The organism is Gordonia humi, assembly GCF_014197435.1.
GTDB lineage: Bacteria > Actinomycetota > Actinomycetes > Mycobacteriales > Mycobacteriaceae > Gordonia > Gordonia humi.
This window is the reverse complement of record NZ_JACIFP010000001.1, coordinates 4,793,570-4,818,243: the sequence shown is the minus strand read 5'-3', so window position 1 is coordinate 4,818,243 and position 24,674 is coordinate 4,793,570. Positions and strand designations below refer to the sequence as shown.

Genomic DNA, 24,674 nt, shown 5'->3' with positions numbered 1-24,674 from the left:
TCGTTGTCACAGGGAGGTGTCATGCATCTGAGGAATCGCCATCAGGCGCCGCAGAATTCCGCTCGTTCGCTGCTCCAACAGATCTCCGAAGTGGTCCACAACCCGGAACGGGAACGCTTCGAACTGTGGGTGGCGGGCGATCTCGTCGGCGTGCTGGGCTACAGCCTCGAAGACGCTCCCGACGGCACGATCGCGACCATTCTGCACACCGTCATGTACGACGAGTACGCCGGTCACGGCCTCGCGACCAGACTGACCGGAAGCGCCATGTCGTACATGCGCGACAACGGCTTCAAAGTCCGTCCCGTCTGCACGTTCACCAGGAAGTTCATCGAGGAGCATCCGGGAGTGGTCCCGCTGGTGCCGGTGTAGGAGGGGCCTCGATACTCCACCGGCGGGGGAGTCGGGGGCGGGTCTACGCGGACGAGACGTCGAGGACGAGCGGAGCGTGGTCGCTGGCGCCCTTGGCGTTGCGGGCGGCGACGTCGATGAAGGCGTCGAAGACCCGGTCGTTCAGTGCGGGCGAGCACAGCGCGAAGTCGATGCGCATGCCTTCGTTGCGCTCCAATCGGCCGGCCTGGTAGTCCCAGAACGTGTACGTGTCCGGACCGGGTGCGAACGGTCCCGCACTGTCGACGAAACCGGCGGCGCCGAACTGGGCGAACGCGGCGCGCTCGGCGTCGGAGGTATGCGTGCGGTCGGCGAACAGCTCGGGATCCCATACGTCGGCGTCGGTCGGTGCTACGTTCCAGTCGCCGGCCAACGCCACTTGGGCGGCCGGATCGTGTCCGAGCTCGAGTCTGGTGACGTCGGCGAGGGCGTCGAGCCACTCCAGTTTGTAACTCATATGCGGATCGGTCCGTGTCCGGCCGTTCGGCACGTACAGGCTCCACACGCGCACGCCGCCGCATGTCGCCGAGATCGCGCGCGACTCGCGCACGCCGTTGTACGTCGGCTGACCGTCGAAGCCGATGTGCACATCGGTCAGACCCGCGCGGGACGCGATGGCGACCCCGTTGTATCCGCCGTCGCCGCAGATCGCGACGTCGTAGCCGTGTGCGGCGAAACTCATCACCGGGAACTGGTCGTCGGAGCACTTGGTCTCCTGCAGCGCCAGGACGTCGATCGCATGCCGGGTCATCCACGCGACGACGTCCTCCGAACGCGCGCGGATCGAGTTCACGTTCCAGGTCGCCAGGCGCACGGGTCAGATCTCCTCGGTCGGGTCGGTCAGCTGAGTGCCGACGGCGGCCCACCGGTCGCGGACGGCCGCCGGGTCGTCGTCGGTCAGCAAGACGGCGAAGCGGCGATCGTGGTAGTGGTCGTGCCAGAAGTCGACCGATTCGGCGAACCATTCCAGCTCGTCGGGGGCGTCGGCGAGCAGCGCGCCGGCGTGCACGACGATCGTCAGCAGGCCGGTCGACGGTCCGCCCTCGGCGGTCGGCAGATCAGTGGGCAGATCTCGCATGCAGTCGTCGAGAGCGTCGCGGTTCCGTCCGAAGTGGTCGGGGAAACGCCAGGCCGCGGCGAGGGAGTCGAGGACGCCGTCGACGGTCCGCATCGCCTCGCCGTCCACCCGGCGTGCCACCCATCCGGTTCCGAACAGGCTGGGGGCGGATGAGGAGAGTGCGGTCATGCGGCGGGCCCTCGGATCGCCGTGAAGCTCTCGTAGTGGTCGAGAGTGTAGTAGGCCGAACCGTTGCTGCCGGTCACGATGCGCTCGGCGTCGCGCCCGCGGCCCCGCTGCTTGGCGTTCACATCCCACTCCCGATAGGTGATCTTCTGTCCGTCGGCCGTGCGTCGGGGCAGCCGTCCCTCGGCGTTGCGGAACAGGTCGCCGCCGTGGGTGCCCGGTGCGTTCGCGGCCTCCGGCCAGTCGCCCGCGTCGATGTAGTCGAGCGTCTGCTGTACCCGCGCAGGCACGTCGTCGGACGGCTTTCCGGCGGTGCGGGAGTGCTCGGAGCCCGTGGCGCTCGGCGCGACGATGCTCGCTCCGGACGACGTCGACTCCACGGAGTCGAGCGAACTGCGACCGTCGACCCACCAGGTCAGAGCGACCACGGCCAGTAGGACGACCACGCCGAGCCCGGACGCGAGCAGGCGACGGCGGGACTGATCGGGGTCGGAGTTCGAAGCAGACATCGCGTTCCACGGTAGCGGCTGAGCCGTCGGAATCGAATTCGCTCCGGCCCGGCCGCGGCTACAGCTCGCCGACCTGCGCGGTGTGGTGCAGTCGGTAGCCCGCGTCGCGGGCGGCGGCGCGCAACGCCGAGTCGTCGGCGTCGACGTCGACCGCCCACAGTCCGTCGTCGACCCGCGCCGGAGCGAGGCCGGCCACGTCGATGGGCCGATCGGCGACGAGGACCTCCAGGTCGCGGACGTCGGTGATCGGCACGCGTCCGGGCCGGGTCAGCCGGTCGGGGAGCAGTGCCATCGGGACCTCGTCGAGATCGTCGTACCAGGCGCAGATCTCGTCGACGGCGGCCGACGGCGCGTTGAACTCCACCGGGATCGCCGAGCGTCCGCGGAGGGTGGACCCGCCCGACAGCACGATCCAACCGTCGATCTCCTCCCGCTCGGTGGCGTCGGCGGCGTCGCACAGGGCGCGCTCAACGTCCCGGATCTCCGAGTTGCGCACCACCTCCCGAGACAGCAGGCGGATCGAGGTGATCGCCGTGCGCGGTATCGCGACCTCGACGCCGTCGCGGTCGATCAGCAGAGACTTCTCGTCGGAGGTCTTCAGCACGCCCGTCACATCCGATTGCGACGGTCCGCCGGACAGTGCGGGATTCGACTCGGCACGCCAGTCCGCGGGTGCGGCGGCGTGATCGAGTCGATAGCGGACGACGATGCGGTCGCCGACGGTTGGATCGATCATGCTCTCATCTTGTCAGTCATCGTGCCCGAACGGGTCGCGATCGGCGCCGGGCAGCCACGTGAGGCCCGGAACGCCCCAACCGTTGCGCTTGATCGCCTTCTTCGCGGCCCGTGCGTTGCGCCCGATCAGGACGTCGACATACAGGAATCCGTCCAGATGGCCGGTCTCGTGCTGGAGCATGCGGGCGAAGAAGTCGTCGCCCTCGATCTCGACCGGGTCCCCGTTGCGGTCGGTGCCGACGACCTTGGCCCAGTCGGCGCGCCCGGTGGGGAAGCCCTCGCCGGGCACCGACAGACAGCCCTCGTCGTTGTCGTCGGGGTCGGGCATCGTCTCGGGGATCTCCGAGGTCTGCAGGACCGGGTTGATCACCTCGCCGCGACGGCGCGTCGGGCCGTCCGGGCAGTCGTAGACGAACATGCGCAGGCCGCGGCCCACCTGATTGGCGGCCAGGCCGACCCCGTTCGCGGCGTCCATCGTCGCGTACATGTCGTCGAGCAGTTCGACGATCTCGGCCGACGGACGTCCCGAGTCGTCGAGATCGACCGGGGTCGTCGGCTCGTGGAGGACGGGTTCGCCGACGATGCAGATCGGAAGTATTGCCATAGCGGGACAGTTTACCGCTGCAATACGACATGCCAGCGGTGCGTCGTCGTGAAGGCGAGCGTGAACGCCGCTACACTCTTGTGCGAACCACACGCTTGTGATTCCACCCGGACGTCGGTGCTCTGGAGCAAGGGGAACCGAGCGAGTGGATGCGACTATTCGACGGTTTTAAGGGGCGAGATGGACGGCGCAACCGCGCGTACACCCAGCAACGACGATGACCCGATCGTCGTCGAGCAGTCCGGCCAGCAGGTGGATCCGCACGAGATGGGCCCCGACGGGCTGACTCGACGTGAACGCGAGGTGTTGGCGTTCGAGCGCCAGTGGTGGAAGTACGCGGGGTCGAAGGAAGAGGCCATCAAAGAGCTCTTCGATCTCTCGGCGACCCGCTACTACCAGATTCTGAACGCCCTGGTCGACCGACCGGAGTCGCTCGCGGCCGACCCGATGCTCGTGAAGCGTCTGCGCCGCCTGCGGGCCTCGCGGCAGAAGGCGCGGGCCGCGCGCCGCCTCGGATTCGAGATCTGAGGCAGAGACTGCGGGCATGTCACACGGACGGCTCGTCTCCTACACGGCGTCGTGAGCTAAAGTTGCCGTGATGAAAGCTGACCGAGAAACCAACCGACTGCCTCTGCGGGCAGGCGCCATGCTGCTGCTGGCTGTCGCCGTGGTCTTCATCGGCCTCGGCTGGCACCACGCAGTCACCAGTGGCGACGATTCGAAACCGCGACTGTCCGACAGCGACGCGAGTACGGTCGCGACGGCCCCGGCCCAGCCGGACGCGTCGACCGGAGAGTCGTCGGCGCCGTCGAGTTCCCGTGCCGTCGACGCCGCGAACGTCGGATCGATGTGCGTGCTGAACGCCGGAACGATCACCGGTCTGGCCGCCGACGTCACCAAGACCCTCGAGGCCGCGGGCTACGAGGTCGCGAGCACGTCGAACCTGTCGACGGCGAGCATCAGCGAGAACACCATCTTCTACACCGAGGGCAGGGAGGCGGCGGCCAAGAAGGTCGCCGAGTCGGTGCCCGGCGGCGCGTCGGTGGATCCGCGGCCCTCGGCCTTCTCCACCTGCCCGGACGAGGACCTCGCCGTCGTCGTCGTCAGCAAGTAAGACAACGTCCAGCCCAGCCTGTACATGGAACACATAAGGAGCGTCATGTTCGCCCGTAAGCACAGCGGTGCCGCCACCGGAATCTCGACCACCCGTGTCCTGGCGGTCCTCGCCGCGGCAGGCGCCACGGGCGCTGTCCTCGCGGGCTGCACGCCCGACCAGTACCCGACGAACGAGAGGGGCACCACGCCGCCGGTCATCACCGGTGATCAGGCCCATCCGGGCGATCAGGTGAACGCCGACGGCCCGCGCGCCGAGGCCACCACCGAGATGACGGTGACCCTGCGCGACAAGGCGGGCAGCAGCGTCGGCTTCGCCACCTTCACCGAAGCGGACGACGCCGTCACCGTCTCGCTGCGCGTGTCGGGCATGGACGCGGGCTCGCACGGTGTGCACATCCACGAGGTCGGCAAGTGTGAGGCGTCCACCGGCTTCGCGACCGCGGGCGGGCATCTGCAGGTCGACGGCCACACCGGCAAGCCCGAGAGCGGCGACCTGACCAGCGTCACCGTCTTGGAGAACGGCACCGGCCAGGTCACCAGCAGGACCGACGCGTTCAAGCTCGAGCAGATCCGCGGCAGGGCGCTCATCGTGCACGAGGTCGGCGACACCGACGGTACGCAGCGCCTGGCCTGCGGCGTCATCGCCGAGTAGCGAAACGAGTCTGGGGGTGGGGGTCCCGGTGTCGGCCATCGAGTTCCATGGTTCGCCCGAGCCGACGCTCGGCGTCGAATGGGAGCTGGCGCTGGTCGACCGGGACACCCGCGACCTGTCGAATGCGGCCCCGGAACTGTTCGATCTGATCAGGGCCCGCGGCGTCGACCGTGCGGGCCGGATCCACAAGGAGCTGCTCCGCAACACGGTGGAGCTCGTGACCGGCGTGTGCCGCACGGTCGGGGAGGCCATGGCCGATCTCGGCGCCACGCTCGACGTGGTGTGCGGGCTGACCGACGAGATCGGTGTGGATCTCTACGGTGCGGGCACTCATCCGTTCGCCGAGTGGTCCACACAGCAGCTCACCGAGGGACCGCGCTACGCCGAACTCATCGAGCGCACGCAGTGGTGGGGTCGCCAGATGCTGATCTGGGGCGTGCACGTCCACGTCGGCATCAGCCACCGCGACAAGGTGCTGCCGATCCTGTCGTCGCTGCTCAAGTACTACCCCCACCTGCTCGCACTGTCGGCGTCCTCGCCGATGTGGGGCGGTCAGGAGACCGGCTACGCCAGTAACCGGGCGATGATGTTCCAGCAGCTTCCCACGGCTGGACTGCCGTTCCAGTTCGAGACGTGGAGCGAGTTCGAGGCGTTCGTCGCCGACCAGAAGACCACCGGCATCATCGATCACCTCAACGAGATCCGCTGGGACATCCGCCCCTCGCCGCATCTGGGGACCATCGAGGTGCGAGTGTGCGACGGCGTGTCGAACCGTCGCGAACTCGCGGGCATCGTGGCTCTCATCCACTGCCTGATCGTCGACCTCGATCGTCGCCTCACCGCGGGGCAGACGCTGCCGCACATGGCGCCCTGGCTGGTCCAGGAGAACAAGTGGCGGGCCGCCCGCTACGGTATCGACGCCATCATCATCGAGGACTCCGCCTGTGCCGAGCGTCTGGTGACCGAGGACCTCGCCGACCTGCTGATCCGACTCGAGCCGGTCGCCGCCTCCCTCGGCTGTCTCGACGAACTCGCCTCCGTCGCCGACATCGTGGCGCGCGGTGTCAGCTACAAGCGCCAGCGTGAGGTGTACGCGCGCACCGGGAGCCTGGTGGACGTGGTGGGGTCGGTGGTCGACGAACTGGCGTAGCAGGCTAGCTTCCGTGCGCGCTCAGGGCCGAATGAGTTCCAGGTCCTCGAGCAGCGACGGGCCGGTCGGCTCCCAGCCCAGGATCTCGCGCGTGTGAGCGCTGGAGGAGGGTTGGTCCAGCGCGAAGACCGCGCCGATCGCCCCGTAGGTCTCCGCCGGTGCGGGCCCCACCGGTACTCCGAGGCGGCGACCGATGATCTCGGCGATCGCCCTCACCGGGTCGCCCTCGTCGGCGACGGCGTGCCACGACGTCCCGGCCGGTGCTGCCTCCAGTGCCAAGCGGAACAGCGCGGCGGCATCGGCGGAGTGGACGGCCGGCCATCGTTGGGATCCGTCGCCCGGATAGCCGGACAGGCCGCTGGAGCGCGCGATCTGCGTGAGGATGCCGGCGAAGCCGCCCTCGCCGTTCCGGTGGACGGTTCGGGGCAGGCGCACAGCGGAGCTGCGCACGCCCCGGTCCTTCAGTGCGAGGGTGCGGTCGACGGCGACCGCGCGGCCGCCGACCGGGCCGTCGAGGGGCAGGGGATCGGACTCGATCGAGGCGCGCCCCGGGATCGACGGTGTTCCGGAACAGACGACGAACGGTCTCCCGCTGCCGATCAGAGCCTCACCGACGGCGGTGATCGCGGCGGTCTCCTCCGCGATGCCCGCGGCGAGCGCCTCGGGGGCGCTGAAGTCGTTGCTGAAGGCGAGATGGATGACGCCGTCGGAGTCGGCCGCCGCGCTGCGGATCACGTCGAGGTCGGCCAGCCCGCCCCGTACCGCCGAGGCTCCGGCGGCTTCGAGCTTGGCGGCCGAGGTCTCCGAACGTGCCAGGCCGATCACCTCATGGGAGTGCGCGAGCAGCTCGGTGACGACTGCCGCTCCGATGTTGCCGGTCGCACCGGTGACGAAGACCTTCATGGAACCCTCCTAGTGTCATGAGACTCTTGTCCCGTCACTGTACAGGGTGACGAGACAAAAGTCCCATCGGATAGGGTGGGTGCATGGCACGTTGGGAACCGGGAGCACGTGAGCGGCTCGTCGTCGCCGCCGTCGAACTGTTCGCCGATCAGGGGTACGACGCGACCACGGTGACCGAGATCGCCGCGCGAGCCGGGGTCACCAAGAGCACGCTCTTCCGACACTTCTCCGATAAGCGCGAGATCCTCTCCGCCGGGCAGGAGGCCCTGAGCGGTCGGCTGGCCGAGGGCATCGCAGACGCGCCGCCGGACGTCTCGCCGCTGGACGCGGTGGCCGCCGGACTGGAGCGGGCGAGTGAGGCGTTCGGTCCCGTGAACCGCGCGATCGGTCCGCAGTTGAGAGCGGCGATCGCCTCCAGTGCCGAGCTTCAGGAGCGGGACGCGCTCAAACGAGTCGGCCTGTCCGTCGCGATGACCGATGCACTCGCTGCGCGCGGGGTCGCGGTGCCGGTCGCGCAGCTCGCCGCCGAGGTGGGTGTTCTCGCGTTCAAGCAGGGGTACGCCGCGTGGATCGAGGCGGACGACGACACCGGCTTCGGGCCCTACGCCGTCGCCGCTCTGGACACGCTGCGAGAGGCGAGCTCGGAACTCTGACCAGCCTATCGATCGGCTTGCCGGGAGTCGTCGCTCACCCGGGACCGCAGTTGGCTCTCGTCGAGCAGCTGTTCGTCGATGCGCTGTTCGCGGTAGACGAGGCGCCCCACGCGTTGAGCGATGACGGGCGCGGTGATGAGCGTGAAGAGCCCGGTGAGGACCAGCATGCCGGAGTCGACGTGGCCGTCGAGCTGGATCAGCGCCCCGATGAGCACCAGGATCATGCCGAAGGTCTGCGGTTTGGTGGCCGCGTGCATGCGGCTGAGCGTGTCCGGGAAGCGGACGATGCCGACGGCCGCGGTCAGGGCGAGTAACGAGCCGGCGAGGATGAACACGGCGGAGAAGACGTCTGCGATCATGGGGCGGCTCCGTTCACTCGTCGTCTCGCACGCGGAAGCGGGCCACCGCCACCGATCCGATGAAACTGACCAGGCTCAGCACGACGATGGCGGCGGCGATCGTCGTGTCACCGCTGGCCGCCACCCAGATCGCCAGGCCGCAGATCATGATGGCGACGATCGCGTCGATCCCGACCAGGCGGTCCAGGGTGCTCGGGCCGCGTATGGAGCGGTAGGTGGTCAGCACGACGGCGATCAGCAGCATGGCTGCCGCGATGCTCCAGACGTAGGTCATCTACTCGCCCCTCAACCGGCGCCGCAGCCGACCCTGCGAGGCGTGGCGCTCCTCGTCGGCGACGCGCCGGCGGTCGCTGAACGGAACGTGGTGGTAGTCGTCGTCGACGCCGTGGAACGGGCTCGGATGCCACTCGGAGTCGCGCTCGAAGGCCTTGATGAACTGGCGTTCCACATAGGCCATCGTCCGGTAGAAGGAGTCGATCTGCGACTGCTTGCGGACGTCGAAGATGTGGATGTACAGCATGCGCCGCAGGTGGTCGATCTCGACGACCATGGTGCCGGGCACCAGGTTGATGTAGTCGATGGCGAGAGTGAGGACGAGGTCGGACTTGATCGCCAGGTGCACCCGGACCACTGCGCCCAGAGGTGGCGGACCCGGTTTCACCGCGGCCCAGGCGACCTGCGCCGACGACACCATGAAGCTGCCGATCAGGGTGAGCAGGAGCTTCGCCGCCGCGAGCGGGTGGACCCGGCCCTCTATGGGCACCCGAGGCAGCGGCAGCAGCACCATGACGAGTACCGCGAACACGATGCCGACGATGATGTTGGTCCAGGTGACCTCGCCCCACAGAAGCACCCACACGAACGTCAGCCACGCCACGCCCCACAGGCGCATGGCGACCTCGCGGAGATCGCCGCCCGCCCAGACGGGGAACTTGAGGTTCTGTGACAGCCATACGATCAGATTCGTGGTCGGCCAGGCGAACCACAGGACGGCCAGCCGCCACAGCGTGCCGAAGAATCGAGCCACCGGGTTCTTGCCGACGGACTTCGCCCGCGGTCGCTCCGGGTACGGGGTGTTGCTCACCGGCCACCTCCCGTGCCGAGGACGGTGCCGATGTAGACGTTCCGATCCAGGACGCCGTGGGCGCCGCTGTCGGTGAATTCGAAGATCGGTCCGGCCCACACGGTCAACGCGAGTCCGACGACGACCATCACCGCCGTCGGCACCACCATGGCGACCGGCATGCGGCCGACGTCCTCCCGCTCGTCGAGCAGGACGTCGGTGCCCTCCTCGACCAGCGCCGACGGTGTGCTGGCGGCCATATCGCCCTCGGGGGCGTCGGCGCGTGCCCGCCAGAAGCCCTTCGTCCAGATGCGGGCCATCACGTACAGCGTCAGTAGGCTCGTGACGACCGAGCCTGCCACCAGGATCCATGACAGCACCGAACCGTCGGCGGCGCCCGCCTGGAGCAGGGCCACCTTGCCGATGAACCCGGAGAACGGCGGGATGCCGCCCAGGTTCAACGCCGGGATCAGGAACAGCACGGCCAGCAGTGGACTCGCGATGAGACCGCCGAGACGCCGCAACGACGACGATCCCGCCTGACGTTCGATGAGTCCGACCACGAGGAACAGGGTCGTCTGCACCAGGATGTGGTGCGCCACGTAGTAAATGGCGGCCGAGGTGGACTCCAGCGACCCGACGGCGATGCCGAAGATCATGTAGCCGATGTGACTGACCAGTGTGAACGAGAGGAGTCGCTTCACGTCGGTCTGCGCGATCGCACCGAAGATGCCGACCAGCATGGTCAGGAGGCCGGCGATCATCAGGACGGTGTCGAGTGTCCCGCCCGGGAACAGCAGCGAGTGCGCCCGGATGATCGCGTACACGCCGACCTTGGTGAGCAGACCGGCGAACACCGCGGTGACCGGTGCAGGGGCCGTCGGATACGAGTCGGGCAGCCATGTCGACAGCGGGAACACAGCGGCCTTGATGCCGAAGGCCACCAGCAGCACCGCGTACAGCGCGTTGCGGGTGCCGTCGGGGACGTCGTCGAGCCGCACCGCCATCTCGGCGAGGTTCAGGGTGCCGGTGGCCGCGTAGGCGAAGGCGATGCCCGCCAGGAAGATCAGCGACGACACCATCGACACCATGACGTACGAAGCGCCGGCTCGTACGCGTTCGGCACTCGCGCCGAGCGTCAGCAGCACGAAGCTCGCGGCGAGCAGCACCTCGAAGGACACGTAGAGGTTGAACAGGTCGCCGGCCAGGAAGGCGTTGCACACCCCGGCCGTCAGGATCAGGTAGGTCGGCAGGAAGATCGACACCGGCTGCTCGGTGGTGCCGTCGCGGATGCCCTGCCCGATGGCGTATACGACCACGCACAGCAGGACCGTCGTCGACACGACCAGCATCAATGCGGCGAGACGGTCGACGACCAGGGTGATGCCGAGCGGACCGTCGCCGCCGTCGCGGGCGCCCCAGCCGCCGATGTGCACCGCGAACGGGCCGTGCACGCTGGTCAGGTACAGCATCATGCCCGATGCGGTGAGGGCCACGCTGATCGCGGTGACACTGATCGCGCGTTGGAACGACGGGCTGCGTCCGCGGACGAGGGCGAGTGCCGCGCCGAGCATCGGTGCGAGCGTGGGCAGCACGATCAGCACGGTGATCCACGACGGTTGGGGGATCATCGATCGTCCTCCTCGTCGTCGATGTCGGTGTCTCCGGGCATGTCGTCGTCGGTCTCGGCCAGATGTGCGATCAGCTCGGCGTCCTCGGGCATCAGGTCGGTCTCGATGACGCCGGCGTGGACGGCCTCGAACTCCTCGGCGGTCAACGGGTTGCCGTGATCGTCGAACAAGTCGCCTGCGACGGTGTCGGCACCGGTCAACGGGTCGTCGCTGCGGTCGCGGTCGCCGAATCCCTGCAGCGATCCGGTAGCGATCTTGACGTCTTCCGGGTCGTCCTGCAGGTCGTCGTCCTGGGGGCTCTCGGTGGACGTCGGCTCCAGGTCGGGCGGTGTCTCGCGGCTGCGCCGGTTGATGACGAACAGGCGGTACGAGAGCGCGAGGACGAACGCCGCGATGCCCAGCGTGATGACGATCGCGGTCAGGACCATGCCCTGCGCGAGCGGATCGGCGTCGGCCGTCTGGCCGTCGGACTCACGGCCGCGGATCGGCGGATGACCGGGAGGACCGGCGAGCGTGATGATCAGCAGATTGATGGCGTTGCCGACGAGCATCAGCCCGAACAGCATGCGGATCAGGCTCCGCTCCATGATCAGGTAGGCGCCCGCCGCGGCGAGGGCGCCCGCGACGATGAGCAGGCCGAGGTCGACGGTCACTTGCGGACCTCCTGCTGCGGCTGGGCCGGCAGGGGGCCGGTGGTGGGGGCGTCGTCGGCCACGTCCAGACGCGCACCGAGGCTGCGCAGCACATCGAGGACAAGTCCGACGACGATCAGGTAGATCCCGAGGTCGAAGAACAGTGCGGTCACGATGTGGATGTCGCCGAAGACCGGCAGGTGCAGGGCGATGACGGCGGACGAGAGCGCCGGAGCGCCGACGAACAGGGAGGCGACCGCGGTGGTCGCCGAGATCAGCAGGCCCGCGCCGAGCACGGTGCCCGCCTCGACCGGCAGGGCTTCGCCGAGCTCGTAACGGCCGCCTGCCAGGTACCGCAGCACCAGGGCCAGGCCCATCACGAGCCCGCCGGCGAATCCGCCGCCGGGCGCGTTGTGGCCGGCGAAGAACAGGTACAGCGACAGGATCACGAGTGTCGGGAAGACGACGCGGGTCGTGGCCTCCAGCACCATGGTGCGGTGACGCGGATCGCGGAGCTCGCTGCCGACGAGCCAGGTGGTGCGTTCACTGACGACGTCGTCGTCGGAGATCCCGGCCTGCAGGCGGGCCGCGTCGGTGATACGCGGCGCGGCGCCGAACCGTCGGCTGCGGAAGACCATCGACGCGACGCCGGTGGCGGCGACGATCAGCACCGAGACCTCTCCGATGGTGTCCCATGCGCGGATGTCGACGAGCAGGACGTTGACCGCGTTGGCGCCGTGCCCGAACTCGTAGGCGGCGTCGCCCAGGCGCAGTTGCAGCGGCTGCGTGGACCGGGCCGCGGCGGCGTACAGGCCGACCAGCACGAGCATCGCGCCGAACGCCAGACCGATGAGGGCGCGGCCGAGGCGGAATCCGGCGGCGTGGCGCTGCGCCGACTCGCTCGGCAGCTTGCGCAGCACCAGGACGAAGACGACGAGGGTGACGCTCTCGACGAGGAACTGGGTCAGGGCCAGATCGGGTGCGCCGTACATGGCGAACAGGGCACCGCAGCCGTAGCCGGTGAGGCCGACGACGAGAGTGCTCGCCAGTCGGTTGCGCAGGACGGTGGTCGCGATCGCGGCCGCCACGATCAACACCCCGACGACGACCTGTTCGGGGGTGTCGAAGCCGCGGACCGACAGGGCGTCGCGGGTGCCGAGGAACAGCACGATCAGCGGGAACAGGATGGCCGTGCTGAGGATGACGGCCTGGGTGATCGGCAGCGAGCCGCGCTGGGTGTTGCGGGTGACCCACAGGGACGCGCTGTCGGCCAGACGCAGCGTCGCGTCGTACACGCGGTCGGCGTTGAGCGGCGGCGGATTCTTGAACACCTTGCGTCGGCGTGCGCGCAGCACCAGGAACAGGGCGGCGCCGGCGACCACGACGATGATCGAGAAGACGACGGGCAGTCCGAATCCGTGCCAGAGCGCGAGGTGTTCGATCTCGTGGCCGTAGGTCGGCAGGCTCTCCGCATACGGCTCGAACAGGTCGCCGATCTGATGCGCGAAGAACGACGAGACGACGCCGAGCACGGCCAGGACGGCGGGTGGAGCCAGGAAGGCGGCGTTCGGCGGGTGCAGGGTGGCCACGGCGCGGGTCGGGAGGCGGCGGACCTTGCGGCCGAACGCACCCCATAGGAAACGCGTGGTGTACGCGAAGGTGATGACCGAGCCGATCAGCAGCACGATGTCGACCAGGTGCGCGACGCTCGGATCGAGCGCGCCGGTGGCCCACATGGATCCGAACGCGGTCTCCTTGCCGACGAACCCGAAGGTGAACGGCAGGCCGGCCATGCTGGCGCCGGCCACGGCGGCGACGCCGGCGAGCAACGGGAGACGGTGCCCCAGACGTGCGAGAAGCCGGATGTCGCGAGTGCCCGTCGAATGGTCGATGATGCCGACCACCATGAACAGGCAGGCCTTGAACATGGCGTGGGCGACGACCATCGCGAGTCCGGCCATGGCCACTCCGGCGTCGCCGACGCCGACGAGCACCATCATGAAGCCCAGCTGGGAGACGGTGCCGAAGGCCAGGATCAGTTTCAGGTCGCGTTCGCGGAGGGAGCGCCATCCGCCCAGGACCATGGTGAGTGCGCCGAGGCCGAGGACGATGACCTGCCAGCTGATCAGGTCCGCGAACGCGGGCGCCAGACGGGCGACGAGGTATACGCCGGCCTTCACCATCGCCGCCGCGTGGAGGTACGCGCTCACCGGGGTGGGAGCGGCCATCGCGCCGGGCAGCCAGAAGTGGAACGGGACGATCGCCGATTTGGAGATGGCGCCGACTAGGATGCAGACCACCGCGATGTCGATGTACACGCCGCCGGTGGGCGGATCGGCGATCAGATCCGACAGGCGGTAGCTGCCGGTCCGCTCGCCGAGCATGATGATGCCGACGAGCATCGCCAGCCCGCCGAACGTGGTGACCAGTAGGGCCTGGGTGGCGGCCCGGCGACTGGTCGCACGCACCATGTTGAAGCCGACGAGCATGAACGACAGGATCGTCGTCGCTTCCCAGAACACGTACAGCACCAACGTGTTGTCGCTGACGACGAGGCCGAACATCGCGGCGGCGAACGCGACGATCTCGCCGCCGAAGGTCGCGACGCGTCGCCGCATGATGTCGAAGTAGTTGGCGCAGTACACGAGTACCAGGGAGCCGACGCCGAGGATCAGGACGGACAGGATCGCCGACAACGTGTCGAAGCGGACGTCGATGTCCATCTGCAGGCTGGGCACCCAGGTGAACGTCTCGGTGCGGGGGGGCTCGTGCGGATCCGGCCAGTTGCAGATCACCCAGACCAGCGCCGCGGCGGGCATCAGAGCCAGGATGTAGAAGCCGCGCGTACCGCACGCCTTCATGATCGGAGGTGACACGAGCGCGCCGATTGCCAGCGCGATCATCACAACGATCAAAAGAGGCACTCCGTCGGATAGAGGGGCGGGCGGGGTGTCGGACAGGTGTCCTGCCGCGTCCTACTCTACCGTTTCGGGCATGAAGGCTTTATTTCGCGTCTGCATCGTTCTCACGATCGCGCTGTTGGGTGGCGTCGTGCTGGCCGCCTGCGGGGGCGACGACGCCCCCGATCGACCCGGCGAATCGCTGCCCGCGGGATTCCCCGTCGACGACGTTCCGCTCGTCGACGGGGCCGTGCTGAGTCCGTCCGGCGACGATCAGTCGTGGCGGTTCAGCATTCAGGCGAATGCCGCCGAGGGCAACCCGCTCACCGCGGCGACGAAGAAGCTCGAGGACGCGGGGTACGAGGAGTCCAGCCGCGCGGGTGATCCGGCCAACCAGACGGTGACGCTGTGGAAGGACGTCGGCGATGACACCCTGTGGGTCAGCGTGGGGGTGTCGGCCGATGCGTCGGGCGGCGGATCGTCGCTGTTCTATCAGGTGGAGCGGGTCGATAAGAAGCCGAAGTAGCGGCCGCCCGGGTCAGCCCGGAATGCTCGACGAGGGGGCGGGCGTCTGCTGTTGTCCCGATCCGTCCTGGCCTGTCCCGTCCTGACCCGATCCGTCCTGGCCCGACCTGTCCTGCTGCCCCTGGCCCTGCTCCTGTCCGGGCAGATCCGGGATGACGAACAGTCGGCGGCCGCCGCCCGATCCGGAGCCGAACCCGGGCATCTGACCGTATTCGGCGGACATTCGGCCGCGGTCGCCGTGGCCGTCGTCGCCGGTGTTGTCGCCGACGAGGAATCCCGCGCCGAACGCGAGGCCGACCACGGCGAGCGCGCCGACCGCCGATCCCGCGACCAGCCAGCGCTTCTGGACCGGGACCACGGTGGGCCCGGGGCGGGGTGCGGCGGCGACCGGTGTCGGCTGCGGAGCGGGGGCGGCCTGGCCGGGATCGGGCTGCGTCGATTCCAGCGGAGCGGTCGGCGCCTCGCCGGCCGGATCCGCCCCCGGCGGCTGATCGTGCACCGCCGGGTCCTCGGGGGCGTGGTCGGCCGGGTTCCGGTCGTCCGGATTCTGGTCGTGGGGTGACGTCATGGAGTACCTCCCGTTCGGCGACCCGGGGCGGTCGCGACTGGAATCGAGTAGACCTCCGATTCCTGGAAGGAGCCTGGGCGTGCGGTGTGCATGTGCTGCCCGGCCGCTCCTCATCTCTCCTGTCGGCGCTGCGCGTACTCGGCGAGTTCGGTCACCTGCACCGGATTGAGCGATGGACGGACCGTCTCCTGAGCGGTCGCCACATCGTCAGCGGTGACCGTGGCGGCGTCGATGTCGCGGCGCATGGCGGCCAGCGCGGCCTCGCGCAGCAGCGCCGAGCAGTCGGCGGCCGAGTAGCCGTCGAGATCGTCCGCCAGCTCGTCGAGGTCGACGCCGTCGAGCGGCACACCGCGCGAGGCGGCGCGCAGGATCTCGGCGCGCGCCGGTCCGTCGGGCGGCGGCACGAACACCAGTCGCTCCAGTCGGCCTGGACGCAGCAGGGCCGGGTCGATGAGGTCGGGGCGGTTCGTCGCACCGAGCACCACGACGTCGGTCAGCGGTTCGGCACCGTCGAGTTCGGTGAGCAGCGCGGCGACGACGCGGTCGGCGACTCCCGAATCGGTGGAGCCGCCGCGCCGCGGGGCGAGCGCGTCGACCTCGTCGAGGAAGATCAACGACGGCGCCGACTCGCGGGCGCGGTCGAACAGGTCGCGGACGGCGCGCTCGGAGGAGCCGACCCACTTGTCGAGCAGTTCCGCACCCTTGACGGTGTGCACCGACAGTCGGCCAGACGCCGCGAGCGCACGCACGACGAAGGTCTTCCCGCAGCCGGGCGGACCGTACAGCAGCACGCCGCGCGGCGGGTCGACGCCGAGGCGGGCGAAGGTGTCCGGATGCTGCAGCGGCCACAGCACCGCTTCGGTGAGCGCTTGCCGGGTCGCGACCATGTCGCCGACGTCGTCGAGGGTGATCGAGCCGAGCGCCACGTCCGGGGAATCGGCGCGCGAACTCGGCCGGATCACCGTGAGCGCCTCGCGCAGATCCTCGGTCCGCAGTGCGGGGTCGTCGGAGTCGGCGGCGGCGCGGGCCGCCGCCCGCAGCGCGGCGTCGCGTACGACGGCCGCCAGGTCCGCGGCGACGAATCCGGGTGTGTGGGCCGCGACGTCGTCGAGGTCGAGTCGCCCGTCGACGGGCACCCCGGCGAGGATCGCGGCGAGCAGTCGGCCCCGCAGGTTCGCATCCGGCAGACCGACGGTCAGGGTGCGGTCGCACAGTTCGGGTTCGGTCAGCCTGGAGTCGATGCGCGCCGCGTCGGTGCTGGTGGCGATGAGCACGACGTCGCCCGCGGCCACGGCGGCACGCAGATCGTCGAGGATCAGCGTCGCCACGGGTTCCGGATCGGCGGGCAGAAGTGCCTCGATCTCGCAGATCATGAGCACTCCGGGCCCCTGTGCGCGCAGCCGCGCGATCGCGTCGGTCACGGCGGCGCGGCGGGCGTCGGCGACGAGGGCGCCGGTCGTCGGACCGTCGAGTTCGGTGAACGGCCGGTCGGCGCAGACGGCACGGACCACCGTCGTCTTGCCGACACCGGCCGGACCGGTCACCAGGACGCCCAGCCGCGGCTGTGCACCCAGCGACCGCAGGATGTCCGGGGTGTCGAGAGTGACGGCGAGCCACTCGGTCAGGCGGGCCACCTGCGTGTCGACGCCGACGAGTTCGGCGACCGCACGCACGGGACGCGGGGCCGCCGCCCTCGCCGCGCGATCGTCGGCCGCCGCCGGGACCCGTCGACTCTCCTCCGCGGAACCGGAGTCGAGACGGCCGCCCCGCGCCCACAGCGCCGCAGTGGTGGTCTGCACGCTGACCGGGCCGGCGGGGTCGGTGTCGGTGACGGTGAGCAGTTCGTTGGTCCAGGTGATGCCGAGAGTGTTCGCGAGCGACCGGGTGGCGGGACTCGCCGACAGCTCCGGCCCCAGATCTCGGGGCAGCAGGGCGACGGTGTCGCCGACGGTCAGGACCTTGCCGAGCAGAGCGCGGCGCAGCGTCGCCTCGGCGACCGCCGACATCGCGACCGTTGAACCGCTGACGGTGACTCGCGACGCACCGTGCACCACCGTCGGGCCGACGACGACCTGGGTGTTCTCTCGGACTCCCAGGTTCGAGAAGGTGATGTCGTCGAGGAGGACGACGCCCGGTGCGATGTCGTCGGCACGGGCGACGACGGCCGCCGTCGTGCGGGCGCCGGTCAGGGAGATCGCATCCCATTCGCGCAGTGCGAGAGCGGTCAGCACCTCCGGGTGCACGCGAACCAGACCGCGGCGCGAATCCGCGGCCGAGATGTTCACTCGGGCGGTCAGGGTCAACGACGGGCGGTTCAGCGGTCAGTCCTCCACGTCGTACGGGTGAGCGTCCTGGATGTGCGCCGGCGCCGAGGGGCGGCGCAGGCCGAGGCGGGCGGCCGTGGGCTTGCGCGGAACGGTGCGGCGGAGCGGTCCGCCCGCTGCTCGTCGCTCGTCCCGGCGTTGGATGCGGCGGTCGCGGGCCGGAGCCTCCCAGTGCTCGGGCCGCGAGGCCACCCAGCGCTGCATCCGCCACGCGAACGGGATGTGGATCAGGTATGCGGCCACGACGAGCGTCATCAGCAGGTACGGGAAGGTCATCAGGAGAGCGGCGGCGGCGGCGACGACGATCAGGAGGCCGGCCAGCGCGCTCGGGCGGACCCGCGCGGTCTTGATCGAGAGCGTCGGGACACGGCTCACCGCGAGCAGAGCGGTGAACACCATCCAGGCGCCGACCGCCCCGGTCGAGGTCCACCAGCCGTCGCCGAAGTGCTGCATCAGGCCGACCGGCAGCAGGGCGATCAACGCGGCCATCGGAGCGGGCACGCCGACGAAGAAGTCCTTGGTGTAGCCGGGGGCGGCGTCGTCGTCGAGGAGCGTGTTGAAGCGGGCCAGACGCAGGATGATCGCCGCGCAGAAGATCAGGACCAGGACCCAGCCGATGTCCTGGCGGACGCCGACGTTGTCGCGCAGGATCGTCGCGTACACGATGAGCGCCGGCGCGACGCCGAAGTTGACGGCGTCGGCGAGTGAGTCGATCTCGGCGCCGATCCTGGTGGTCGCGTCCATCAGACGGGCGACCCGTCCGTCGAGGCCGTCGAGCACGGCCGCGACCACGAGCAGCCCCATCGCCATGTCGACCTGTCCGGTGTCGGCCGATCGGACCGCGGTCAGACCCGCGCACAGAGCGAGGATCGTGAGCGCCGACGGAATGAACATCCGGCCGCTCCGCAGTGAGCGGCCGGCGGCCCGATCCTCGCGTCGGGCACGACCGGCGACGTGCAGACGGCGGCGCGGCTGACCGTTGCGGCGAGTGCCCAGGGGGCGTCGCCGAGCGGTGGGGCCGGTCATCAGACCAGTTCCGCGAAGACGGTCTCGGCGCCGACCGCCCGCTGGCCGACGGTCACCTTGGGGACCGATCCGGCGGGGAGGTAGACGTCCACTCGGGAACCGAAGCGGATGAGGCCGTAGGTGTCGCCGAGCGTCAGGTCGTCGCCGACGGACGCCTCGTTGACGATGCGACGCGCGAGCAGACCGGCGATCTGCACGACGCCGACCCTCGGCCCCGTCCCGTCCTCGCCGGTCGCGATGGTCATCGACGTCCGCTCGTTGGCGGTGCTGGCCTCGGGCAGATCGGCGGAGAGGAACTCGCCGGGCTTGTGCACCACCGACTCGACGCGTCCGGCGATCGGCACACGCTGGACGTGCACGTCGAAGATCGACAGGAACGTGCAGACGCGGGGGAGCGGTTGGTCGCCCAGACCCAGCTCCGGATGGGGGACGGCCTCGTCGACGAGCGCGATCGCGCCGTCGGCGGGGGCCACCACCAGGCCGGGGCCGGCCGGCGGCACCCGTGACGGGTGCCGGAAGAACAGTGCCGATGCGGCCGCGGTGGCGGCCGCGGACCGGGCCAGCCACGGATGCTTCCTACCGATCAACGCGACCGCGGCGGGCGCCGCGACGAACGGGAGCCCGCGCCGATGAACGGGCGGGACCGTCGCGTTGAACAGGTCGATCAGATGTCCGACGCCGGTGCGGTCGTCGGGCTGTGCGGGGCGTCGTGCCACCGGGAGTCTCCTCGGGTCTCGGCTCCGGCGGCGGGTGCTCGCCGGGCGCGGTTCGTTGGAGAAAGTCTAGGCCCCGCGTCGACGGAGCGTCCCGTCACGCCGCTTCGGCGGCCCGCTTCACCTTGCCGAGCGTCTCGCGGATGCCCTCGCGCAGCTCGTCCTCGAAGGAGTCGTTGCCGCCGAACACCTTGTCGACGAGGAACGACGAGACCGCGGTGGTCTTCCCACCCGCCGCGGCGCGCGACTCGGTCACGCGCGAGCCGGTCGCGGTCTGCTCGATCTTGTACGACCACACGGTGTGGTTCTCGGCGATGCGGAAGGCGATCTCGCGGTTCGGTTCGAAGGCGACGACCTTGGCGGTGGTCGGCCAGAACAGCGGGCCGCGGCGGTTGACGTTCACCGTGCGGGCGCCGGCCTTGACCTCGCCGCCGAGTACGAACATCTTCTTGCACTGGGGGCTCCACTCGCCCATGCGCGGCAGGTCGCTGATGACCGACCACACGGCTTCGGGCGACGCGGCGACGTCGATGGAGTCTTCGATCAGGGGTGCAGCCACAGAAGTGTCCTTTCGGGCGGTTGTCGTGCCCGTCACCATAGCCGAGTACGCGTAACCGTGGGTAACCACTTGCTGTTCGGCCGGCGGGCGGGACCACCGGCAGGGATCGCCTACAGTGCCGCCGCCACGAACACGCCGATCGCGATGAACACGACCGCGTTGAGCCATGCCGCACGCGAGTAGCCGCCGTCGGACTCGTCGAGCAGCACACTGCCGAGACGTCCCGGCGTCAGCCAGTCGATGAGGACGAACGAGAACATCATCAGGGCGATGGTCGCGACGCCGTATCCGAGGGTGAACAGGACTCCCTTCCACAACTCGAATCCGGTCGACGCGCCGATCCCCGCGGCGACGGCGATCGCCAGCCCGGCGACCTGGGCGACCGAGAGGATCACCGCCGAGCGATTCTGCTCCACCCACACCTTGGTGCGCAGGCTGCCCGGGGTGATCAAGTCGAGCGCGGCGAAGCCGATGATCAGCAGCGCCACCGACAGCAGCCCGTAGGACGTGAGGTCGGCGATGCCGCCGCGGAAGATCTCCAACGGTTCCATGCGTTGACTGTAGCCGCCGACCGGCGGTTTCAGCCGACGGTGACCATGTCCCAGTCCTTGATCGATCCGGACAGCCGCGCCAGGTGTGCGTCGGCGTCGCCCAGTGTGTGTGCGATCGCGGTGAGGCGGCTGACGTAGTGCGCCACCGGGTACTCGGCGGTCATGCCGATGCCGCCGTGCATCTGGACGCCCTCCTGTCCGACATGCCGTGCGCTGCGGCAGACCTGCAGTTTGGCGCGGGAGGCGATGATCGGGTCATAGTCGCCGTCGGCCAGCGACGCGGTGAAGTAGGTGCTCATGCTGCGAGCGAGTTCGGCGGAGGCGAACATGTCGGCGGCCCGGTGTGCCAGCGCCTGGAACGTCGCCAGGGGGACTCCGAACTGTTTACGCGACTTGAGGTACCCCGTCGTCATCTCCAGGGTGCGGGTCGTCGCGCCGACGGCCTCGGCGCACAGCGCCGACTGGGTCGAGACCTCGACGTCGGCGATGATCTGCGAGGCGTCGCCCGAACCGAGGCGGATGCCCGGCGTGTTCGCGAGACTCACCTGTGCGCCGCGTCGACGGTCGTGGGTGCGGTAGGCGGTGCGGACCAGGCCCTCGGCGTCGGCGGCGACGAGGTACAGGCCGACGGCGCCGTCGGCGTCGCGGGCCGAGACGATGAACGCATCGGCGCAGTCACCGTGGTCGACGAGCGTCTTGGTGCCGGTCAGGGCGCCGTCGGTGGCGGTGGTCGCGACGGCGGCGTGCGGCCAGCGGTCGCCCGCCTCGGTGTGCGCGAACGCCAGCAGGCGTTCGCCGGAGGACAGCCCGCCGATGATGTCGGCGCGCGTGGCGTCGTCGGCGGTCGCGGCGACGAGCAGACCGGGCACGACGACCGAGCCCAGCAGCGGTTCGGGGGCCAGGCTCGCACCGAACTCCTCCATCACCACCGACAGCTCTTCGTGGCCCGCGCCCATCCCGCCGTCGTCTTCGCTGAAGACGAGGCCGAGGATGCCGATCTCGGCGAGCGAGTTCCACACCTCGCGGCTCCAGCCGAGGTCGGTGTCGGTCACCGCGCGCAGGCGTTCCACGTCGTACGCGGAGGTCAGGACGCTGCGGACGGTGTCGCGCAGCATCACCTGTTCTTCGGAGAGGTCGAATTCCATTGTGTTCCCTTACTGCTGGTCGGGCGGAGTCGAGGCCGCTTACAGCCCGAGGACGGCCTTGTCGATGATCTGGCGCTGGACCTCGGAGGATCCGCCGTAGATCGTGACCTTGCGGTAGTTGAGGTAGTCGGGCACGGCGAGCTGCGCCCAGACCGGCGAGTCGACGTCGGCGGTGCCGTTGGCCAGCGCCGCGTCGACGCCCGCGACCGGCAGCGAATCCGGGCCGGCGATGTCGGCGAGCAGCTCCATCGCGTCCTGCTGCAGCTGTGAACCGCGCAGTTTCAGCAACGACGACGCCGGGTTCTGCTTCCCGTTCGCCGAACCCGCCACGACGCGCAACTGGGTGATCTCCAGGGCCAGGAGCTGGTTCTCGAGATCGGCCAGGCGCGAGGCGATGGCCGGGTCGTCGAGCAGTGTGCCGGTCGGCGTGGTGATCTCGGCGGCGAGCTTCTTGGCGCGGGCCAGCTTGGTCTTGGTGAAACCGACGCGAGCGATGCCCGAACGTTCGTTGCCGAGAAGGAATTTGGCGATGGTCCAGCCCTGGTTCTCCTCGCCGACGAGGTTCTCCACCGGGACGCGCACGTCGCTGAAGAAGACCTCGTTCACCTCGTGGCTGCCGTCGATCAGCTGAATCGGGCGCATCTCGATGCCGGGCGTGTTCAGGTCGATGAGCAGGAAGCTGATGCCGGCCTGCTTCTTCACGTCCGGGTCGGTGCGGACCAGCATGAAGATCCAGTCGGCGAACTGGCCGAGCGTGGTCCACGTCTTCTGTCCGTTGACGACATAGTGGTCGCCGTCGCGCACCGCGCGGGTCTTGAGGGAGGCGAGGTCGCTGCCCGCTTCGGGCTCGGAGAAGCCCTGGCACCACCACAGGTCGAGGTTGGCGGTGACGGGAAGGAACTTCTCCTTCTGTTCGTCGTTGCCGAAGTGCGCGATGACCGGGCCGACCATGCCCGCGTTGAACGGGAGGAGGTCGGGTACGAAGTTGAGCGCCATCTCCTCGCGCCAGATGTGGTGCTGCACCGGCGTCCAGTCCTGGCCGCCCGCCTCGACGGGCCAGGCGGGCACGGCGATGCCGCGTCTGTTGAGGATCTGTGTCGTGGTGACGAGGTCCTCGGGATACTTCAGCTTGCCTTCGGCGTTGCGTCGTCGGATGTCTTCGGGGATCTCGGTGGTGAAGAATTCGCGGAGCTCGGTCCGGAACGCTTCCTCTTCGGGTGTGAAACGAAGCTGCATGCCTTCTTTCCTACTCCGAAGTAACCGGTCATGTCGCGCTTAGGGCGTGTCTGGGCGGTTCACAGTAGTCTGTGGCGCATGAAACACGTTCACGCCTTCTGCGACGACGCTCTCGGCGACCTCGACGCGACCGGTGTCGCCGGGCGGATCGCTTCGGGCGAGATCAGCGCGACGGAAGCGCTCGAGTCCGCGCTCGCCCGCATCGACCGGGTGGAGCCGGAGTTGTCGGGGCTCGCCTTCGATGACCGGGATCGGGCGCGCGCTCGACTCGACCACGGCTTTCACGGAGTGTTCGCCGGAGTGCCGTCGGCGATCAAGAACAACACCGACTTCGCCGGGCTGCCGACCCGCAACGGGTCGGCGGCGACTCCGGCGGCACCGGCGACGAGCGACGAGGCGTACGTCGGCCAGTTCGTCGGGACCGGTCTCAACGTGCTCGGTGCGACGACGACGCCCGCATTCGGACTCACCGCGACCACCGAGTTCGCCGATCGAGCGCCGACCCGCAACCCGTGGGACACCGACTACTCCTCGGGCGGGTCGTCAGGCGGTTCGGCAGCGCTGGTCGCGGCCGGCGCGCTGCCGATCGCGCACGGCAACGACGGCGGCGGTTCGATCCGCATCCCGGCGGCGGCGTGCGGACTGTACGGACTCAAGCCGTCGCGGGGGAGGACGGCGCCGTCGAAGATGGGTGCGTCGCTGCCGATCGACCTGATCTCCAACGGAGTGATCACCCGGTCGGTGCGCGACAGTGCGATATTCCTCGCCGACGTCGAATCACGCAGCGGCAGTGGTGATCTGCCTCCGATCGGCCGTGTCGACGGACCCGGCGCGCGGCGCCTGCGGGTGGCGCTGGTGAACGCTCCGATCACCGGTCGTCTGCTCGACGGGCCGACCCAGACGGCACTCGACGACGCCGTCGCCCTGCTGGAGTCGTTGGGGCACAGCGTCGAGACGGTCCCGCTGCCGGTGGACCGCTCGTTCGTCGACGACTTCTCCGACTACTGGGCGATGCTGGCGTTCGGCATCGACCGGTTCGGCGGCCGGACGGTCGGCAAGGGCTTCGACCGCTCGCGGCTCGATCCGTTCACTCGGGGGCTGTCGAGCAGGTTTCTGCGCCGCTTCTACCGGACTCCGTTCGCGATCCGCGGGCTCACCAAGGCGACCGCGTCGTTCCGCGGTCTGTGCGACCGGTTCGACGTGGTCCTCTCTCCGACGCTCGCGCATACGACGCCGAAGATCGGGCATCTGTCGGTGACCGAATCGTTCGAGGACGCCTTCGACAAGTTGATCGACTACGTCTCGTTCACGCCCGCCAACAACGTGAGCGGTACGCCCGCGGTCTCCCTGCCCTGGTCTCGGACTCCCGACGGCCTCCCCGTCGCCGTCCACTTCTCCGCCGACCTCGGAATGGAGCGGACCCTGCTGGAGCTCTCCTACGAGTTGGAGGCGGCCCGGCCGTTCGCGCGGATTCAGGACGCCTGAGG

General features: G+C 69.4%; 28 protein-coding genes. 8 read left to right on the top strand and 20 right to left on the bottom strand.

Translation table 11 applies throughout. The features are described 5' to 3' along the window. The first annotated feature begins 21 nt into the window (after positions 1-21). Positions 22-372, top strand: coding sequence for a GNAT family N-acetyltransferase (locus tag BKA16_RS22360; RefSeq protein ID WP_183372769.1), 351 nt, complete (start codon positions 22-24; stop codon positions 370-372). A 43-nt stretch (positions 373-415) separates the two neighbouring features. Here BKA16_RS22360 and BKA16_RS22355 read toward each other — a convergent pair whose 3' ends face one another. Genes BKA16_RS22355 through BKA16_RS22335 form a run of 5 tightly spaced genes read right to left on the bottom strand, consistent with a single transcriptional unit; the run spans position 416 to position 3,481 of the window. Then, positions 416-1,204 (bottom strand): exodeoxyribonuclease III, encoded by a 789-nt coding sequence (locus BKA16_RS22355; RefSeq protein ID WP_183372768.1) that lies wholly within the window; start codon positions 1,202-1,204, stop codon positions 416-418. A gap of 3 nt (positions 1,205-1,207) precedes the next feature. Then, on the bottom strand, positions 1,208-1,636 hold the full coding sequence (locus BKA16_RS22350; RefSeq protein WP_183372767.1) for a barstar family protein: 429 nt from the start codon (positions 1,634-1,636) through the stop codon (positions 1,208-1,210). Beyond that, on the bottom strand, positions 1,633-2,142 hold the full coding sequence (locus tag BKA16_RS22345; protein WP_183372766.1) for a guanyl-specific ribonuclease: 510 nt from the start codon (positions 2,140-2,142) through the stop codon (positions 1,633-1,635). Before BKA16_RS22345 ends, BKA16_RS22350 begins: the two co-directional genes overlap by 4 nt. A 58-nt stretch (positions 2,143-2,200) precedes the next feature. Further along, positions 2,201-2,878 carry a GNAT family N-acetyltransferase, cg3035/Rv0428c family gene (locus BKA16_RS22340; protein ID WP_183372765.1) on the bottom strand — a complete coding sequence of 226 codons (678 nt, stop codon included), beginning with the start codon at positions 2,876-2,878 and terminating at the stop codon, positions 2,201-2,203. Positions 2,879-2,890: 12 nt separating this feature from the next. Then, the gene (locus BKA16_RS22335) at positions 2,891-3,481 is read right to left on the bottom strand and encodes a peptide deformylase (protein ID WP_183372764.1); all 591 of its coding nucleotides are present in this window, start codon (positions 3,479-3,481) and stop codon (positions 2,891-2,893) included. Between the two features lie 180 nt (positions 3,482-3,661). Between BKA16_RS22335 and napA the strand changes: the two genes are divergently transcribed. From napA to BKA16_RS22315, 4 genes are all read left to right on the top strand, one after another. Then, complete coding sequence (gene napA, locus BKA16_RS22330; RefSeq protein ID WP_183372763.1) at positions 3,662-4,009, top strand: nucleoid-associated protein NapA; 348 nt, start codon at positions 3,662-3,664, stop codon at positions 4,007-4,009. 70 nt (positions 4,010-4,079) lie between these two features. After that, a complete protein-coding gene (locus BKA16_RS22325) occupies positions 4,080-4,595 on the top strand; it encodes a LytR C-terminal domain-containing protein (protein ID WP_183372762.1) in 516 nt (171 codons plus the stop codon). A 45-nt stretch (positions 4,596-4,640) separates the two neighbouring features. Beyond that, positions 4,641-5,249 carry a superoxide dismutase family protein gene (locus BKA16_RS22320; protein ID WP_183372761.1) on the top strand — a complete coding sequence of 203 codons (609 nt, stop codon included), beginning with the start codon at positions 4,641-4,643 and terminating at the stop codon, positions 5,247-5,249. Between the two features lie 16 nt (positions 5,250-5,265). Beyond that, complete coding sequence (locus BKA16_RS22315; RefSeq protein WP_343067584.1) at positions 5,266-6,399, top strand: glutamate--cysteine ligase; 1,134 nt, start codon at positions 5,266-5,268, stop codon at positions 6,397-6,399. 21 nt (positions 6,400-6,420) lie between these two features. On the opposite strand, the gene BKA16_RS22310 is transcribed toward BKA16_RS22315, so the two are convergent. Next, positions 6,421-7,302: an SDR family oxidoreductase gene (locus BKA16_RS22310; protein WP_183372760.1), complete on the bottom strand. Its 882-nt coding sequence runs from the start codon at positions 7,300-7,302 to the stop codon at positions 6,421-6,423. An 83-nt stretch (positions 7,303-7,385) separates the two neighbouring features. On the opposite strand from BKA16_RS22310, the gene BKA16_RS22305 reads away from it, so the two are divergent. After that, a complete protein-coding gene (locus tag BKA16_RS22305; protein WP_183372759.1) occupies positions 7,386-7,955 on the top strand; it encodes a TetR/AcrR family transcriptional regulator in 570 nt (189 codons plus the stop codon). A 5-nt stretch (positions 7,956-7,960) separates the two neighbouring features. On the opposite strand, the gene mnhG is transcribed toward BKA16_RS22305, so the two are convergent. The 6 genes from mnhG to BKA16_RS22275 are packed head-to-tail and all read right to left on the bottom strand — an operon-like array spanning position 7,961 to position 14,555. Then, a complete protein-coding gene (gene mnhG / locus BKA16_RS22300; protein WP_183372758.1) occupies positions 7,961-8,314 on the bottom strand; it encodes a monovalent cation/H(+) antiporter subunit G in 354 nt (117 codons plus the stop codon). Between the two features lie 13 nt (positions 8,315-8,327). Next, a complete protein-coding gene (locus BKA16_RS22295) occupies positions 8,328-8,588 on the bottom strand; it encodes a monovalent cation/H+ antiporter complex subunit F (RefSeq protein WP_183372757.1) in 261 nt (86 codons plus the stop codon). Next, positions 8,589-9,398, bottom strand: coding sequence for a Na+/H+ antiporter subunit E (locus BKA16_RS22290; protein ID WP_183372756.1), 810 nt, complete (start codon positions 9,396-9,398; stop codon positions 8,589-8,591). Next, the gene (locus BKA16_RS22285; protein WP_183372755.1) at positions 9,395-11,008 is read right to left on the bottom strand and encodes a Na+/H+ antiporter subunit D; all 1,614 of its coding nucleotides are present in this window, start codon (positions 11,006-11,008) and stop codon (positions 9,395-9,397) included. The genes BKA16_RS22290 and BKA16_RS22285 overlap by 4 nt, the downstream gene beginning before the upstream one ends. Beyond that, positions 11,005-11,661 (bottom strand): Na(+)/H(+) antiporter subunit C, encoded by a 657-nt coding sequence (locus tag BKA16_RS22280; RefSeq protein ID WP_183372754.1) that lies wholly within the window; start codon positions 11,659-11,661, stop codon positions 11,005-11,007. The genes BKA16_RS22285 and BKA16_RS22280 overlap by 4 nt, the downstream gene beginning before the upstream one ends. Beyond that, positions 11,658-14,555, bottom strand: coding sequence for a Na+/H+ antiporter subunit A (locus tag BKA16_RS22275; RefSeq protein ID WP_183372753.1), 2,898 nt, complete (start codon positions 14,553-14,555; stop codon positions 11,658-11,660). Before BKA16_RS22275 ends, BKA16_RS22280 begins: the two co-directional genes overlap by 4 nt. Before the next feature lie 79 nt (positions 14,556-14,634). Between BKA16_RS22275 and BKA16_RS22270 the strand changes: the two genes are divergently transcribed. After that, positions 14,635-15,066 carry a hypothetical protein gene (locus BKA16_RS22270; RefSeq protein ID WP_183372752.1) on the top strand — a complete coding sequence of 144 codons (432 nt, stop codon included), beginning with the start codon at positions 14,635-14,637 and terminating at the stop codon, positions 15,064-15,066. 12 nt (positions 15,067-15,078) lie between these two features. Here BKA16_RS22270 and BKA16_RS22265 read toward each other — a convergent pair whose 3' ends face one another. From BKA16_RS22265 to BKA16_RS22230, 8 genes are all read right to left on the bottom strand, one after another. Continuing rightward, positions 15,079-15,633: a hypothetical protein gene (locus BKA16_RS22265; protein ID WP_183372751.1), complete on the bottom strand. Its 555-nt coding sequence runs from the start codon at positions 15,631-15,633 to the stop codon at positions 15,079-15,081. Positions 15,634-15,743: 110 nt separating this feature from the next. Beyond that, positions 15,744-17,951, bottom strand: a complete 2,208-nt coding sequence (locus tag BKA16_RS22260; RefSeq protein ID WP_183373246.1) for an AAA family ATPase — start codon at positions 17,949-17,951, stop codon at positions 15,744-15,746. 3 nt (positions 17,952-17,954) lie between these two features. Beyond that, positions 17,955-18,983, bottom strand: coding sequence for a CDP-alcohol phosphatidyltransferase family protein (locus BKA16_RS22255; RefSeq protein ID WP_183372750.1), 1,029 nt, complete (start codon positions 18,981-18,983; stop codon positions 17,955-17,957). Then, the gene (locus BKA16_RS22250; protein ID WP_183372749.1) at positions 18,983-19,699 is read right to left on the bottom strand and encodes a phosphatidylserine decarboxylase; all 717 of its coding nucleotides are present in this window, start codon (positions 19,697-19,699) and stop codon (positions 18,983-18,985) included. Before BKA16_RS22250 ends, BKA16_RS22255 begins: the two co-directional genes overlap by 1 nt. Before the next feature lie 94 nt (positions 19,700-19,793). After that, positions 19,794-20,255, bottom strand: a complete 462-nt coding sequence (locus BKA16_RS22245; protein WP_183372748.1) for an SRPBCC family protein — start codon at positions 20,253-20,255, stop codon at positions 19,794-19,796. A 110-nt stretch (positions 20,256-20,365) separates the two neighbouring features. Then, complete coding sequence (locus BKA16_RS22240; protein WP_183372747.1) at positions 20,366-20,806, bottom strand: DUF350 domain-containing protein; 441 nt, start codon at positions 20,804-20,806, stop codon at positions 20,366-20,368. A gap of 29 nt (positions 20,807-20,835) precedes the next feature. Further along, entirely contained in the window at positions 20,836-21,951 is a 1,116-nt protein-coding gene (locus BKA16_RS22235) for an acyl-CoA dehydrogenase family protein (RefSeq protein ID WP_183372746.1), read from the bottom strand. Between the two features lie 39 nt (positions 21,952-21,990). Then, the gene (locus tag BKA16_RS22230; RefSeq protein ID WP_183372745.1) at positions 21,991-23,187 is read right to left on the bottom strand and encodes an acyl-CoA dehydrogenase family protein; all 1,197 of its coding nucleotides are present in this window, start codon (positions 23,185-23,187) and stop codon (positions 21,991-21,993) included. Positions 23,188-23,265: 78 nt separating this feature from the next. Here BKA16_RS22230 and BKA16_RS22225 point away from each other — a divergent pair, with 78 nt between their 5' ends. After that, a complete protein-coding gene (locus BKA16_RS22225; protein ID WP_183372744.1) occupies positions 23,266-24,672 on the top strand; it encodes an amidase in 1,407 nt (468 codons plus the stop codon). Positions 24,673-24,674 lie beyond the last annotated feature (2 nt).

Coding starts and splice junctions, on each gene's coding strand:
- BKA16_RS22310 (WP_183372760.1), bottom strand. CDS start 7,302: ATGAAGGTCTTCGTCACCGGTGCGACCGGCAACATCGGAGCGGCAGTC.
- BKA16_RS22270 (WP_183372752.1), top strand. CDS start 14,635: ATGAAGGCTTTATTTCGCGTCTGCATCGTTCTCACGATCGCGCTGTTG.
- BKA16_RS22225 (WP_183372744.1), top strand. CDS start 23,266: ATGAAACACGTTCACGCCTTCTGCGACGACGCTCTCGGCGACCTCGAC.
- BKA16_RS22265 (WP_183372751.1), bottom strand. CDS start 15,633: ATGACGTCACCCCACGACCAGAATCCGGACGACCGGAACCCGGCCGAC.
- BKA16_RS22240 (WP_183372747.1), bottom strand. CDS start 20,806: ATGGAACCGTTGGAGATCTTCCGCGGCGGCATCGCCGACCTCACGTCC.
- BKA16_RS22325 (WP_183372762.1), top strand. CDS start 4,080: ATGAAAGCTGACCGAGAAACCAACCGACTGCCTCTGCGGGCAGGCGCC.
- BKA16_RS22255 (WP_183372750.1), bottom strand. CDS start 18,983: ATGACCGGCCCCACCGCTCGGCGACGCCCCCTGGGCACTCGCCGCAAC.
- BKA16_RS22335 (WP_183372764.1), bottom strand. CDS start 3,481: ATGGCAATACTTCCGATCTGCATCGTCGGCGAACCCGTCCTCCACGAG.
- BKA16_RS22350 (WP_183372767.1), bottom strand. CDS start 1,636: ATGACCGCACTCTCCTCATCCGCCCCCAGCCTGTTCGGAACCGGATGG.
- BKA16_RS22295 (WP_183372757.1), bottom strand. CDS start 8,588: ATGACCTACGTCTGGAGCATCGCGGCAGCCATGCTGCTGATCGCCGTC.
- BKA16_RS22340 (WP_183372765.1), bottom strand. CDS start 2,878: ATGATCGATCCAACCGTCGGCGACCGCATCGTCGTCCGCTATCGACTC.
- BKA16_RS22360 (WP_183372769.1), top strand. CDS start 22: ATGCATCTGAGGAATCGCCATCAGGCGCCGCAGAATTCCGCTCGTTCG.
- mnhG (WP_183372758.1), bottom strand. CDS start 8,314: ATGATCGCAGACGTCTTCTCCGCCGTGTTCATCCTCGCCGGCTCGTTA.
- BKA16_RS22305 (WP_183372759.1), top strand. CDS start 7,386: ATGGCACGTTGGGAACCGGGAGCACGTGAGCGGCTCGTCGTCGCCGCC.
- napA (WP_183372763.1), top strand. CDS start 3,662: ATGGACGGCGCAACCGCGCGTACACCCAGCAACGACGATGACCCGATC.
- BKA16_RS22285 (WP_183372755.1), bottom strand. CDS start 11,008: ATGATCCCCCAACCGTCGTGGATCACCGTGCTGATCGTGCTGCCCACG.
- BKA16_RS22345 (WP_183372766.1), bottom strand. CDS start 2,142: ATGTCTGCTTCGAACTCCGACCCCGATCAGTCCCGCCGTCGCCTGCTC.
- BKA16_RS22320 (WP_183372761.1), top strand. CDS start 4,641: ATGTTCGCCCGTAAGCACAGCGGTGCCGCCACCGGAATCTCGACCACC.
- BKA16_RS22235 (WP_183372746.1), bottom strand. CDS start 21,951: ATGGAATTCGACCTCTCCGAAGAACAGGTGATGCTGCGCGACACCGTC.
- BKA16_RS22230 (WP_183372745.1), bottom strand. CDS start 23,187: ATGCAGCTTCGTTTCACACCCGAAGAGGAAGCGTTCCGGACCGAGCTC.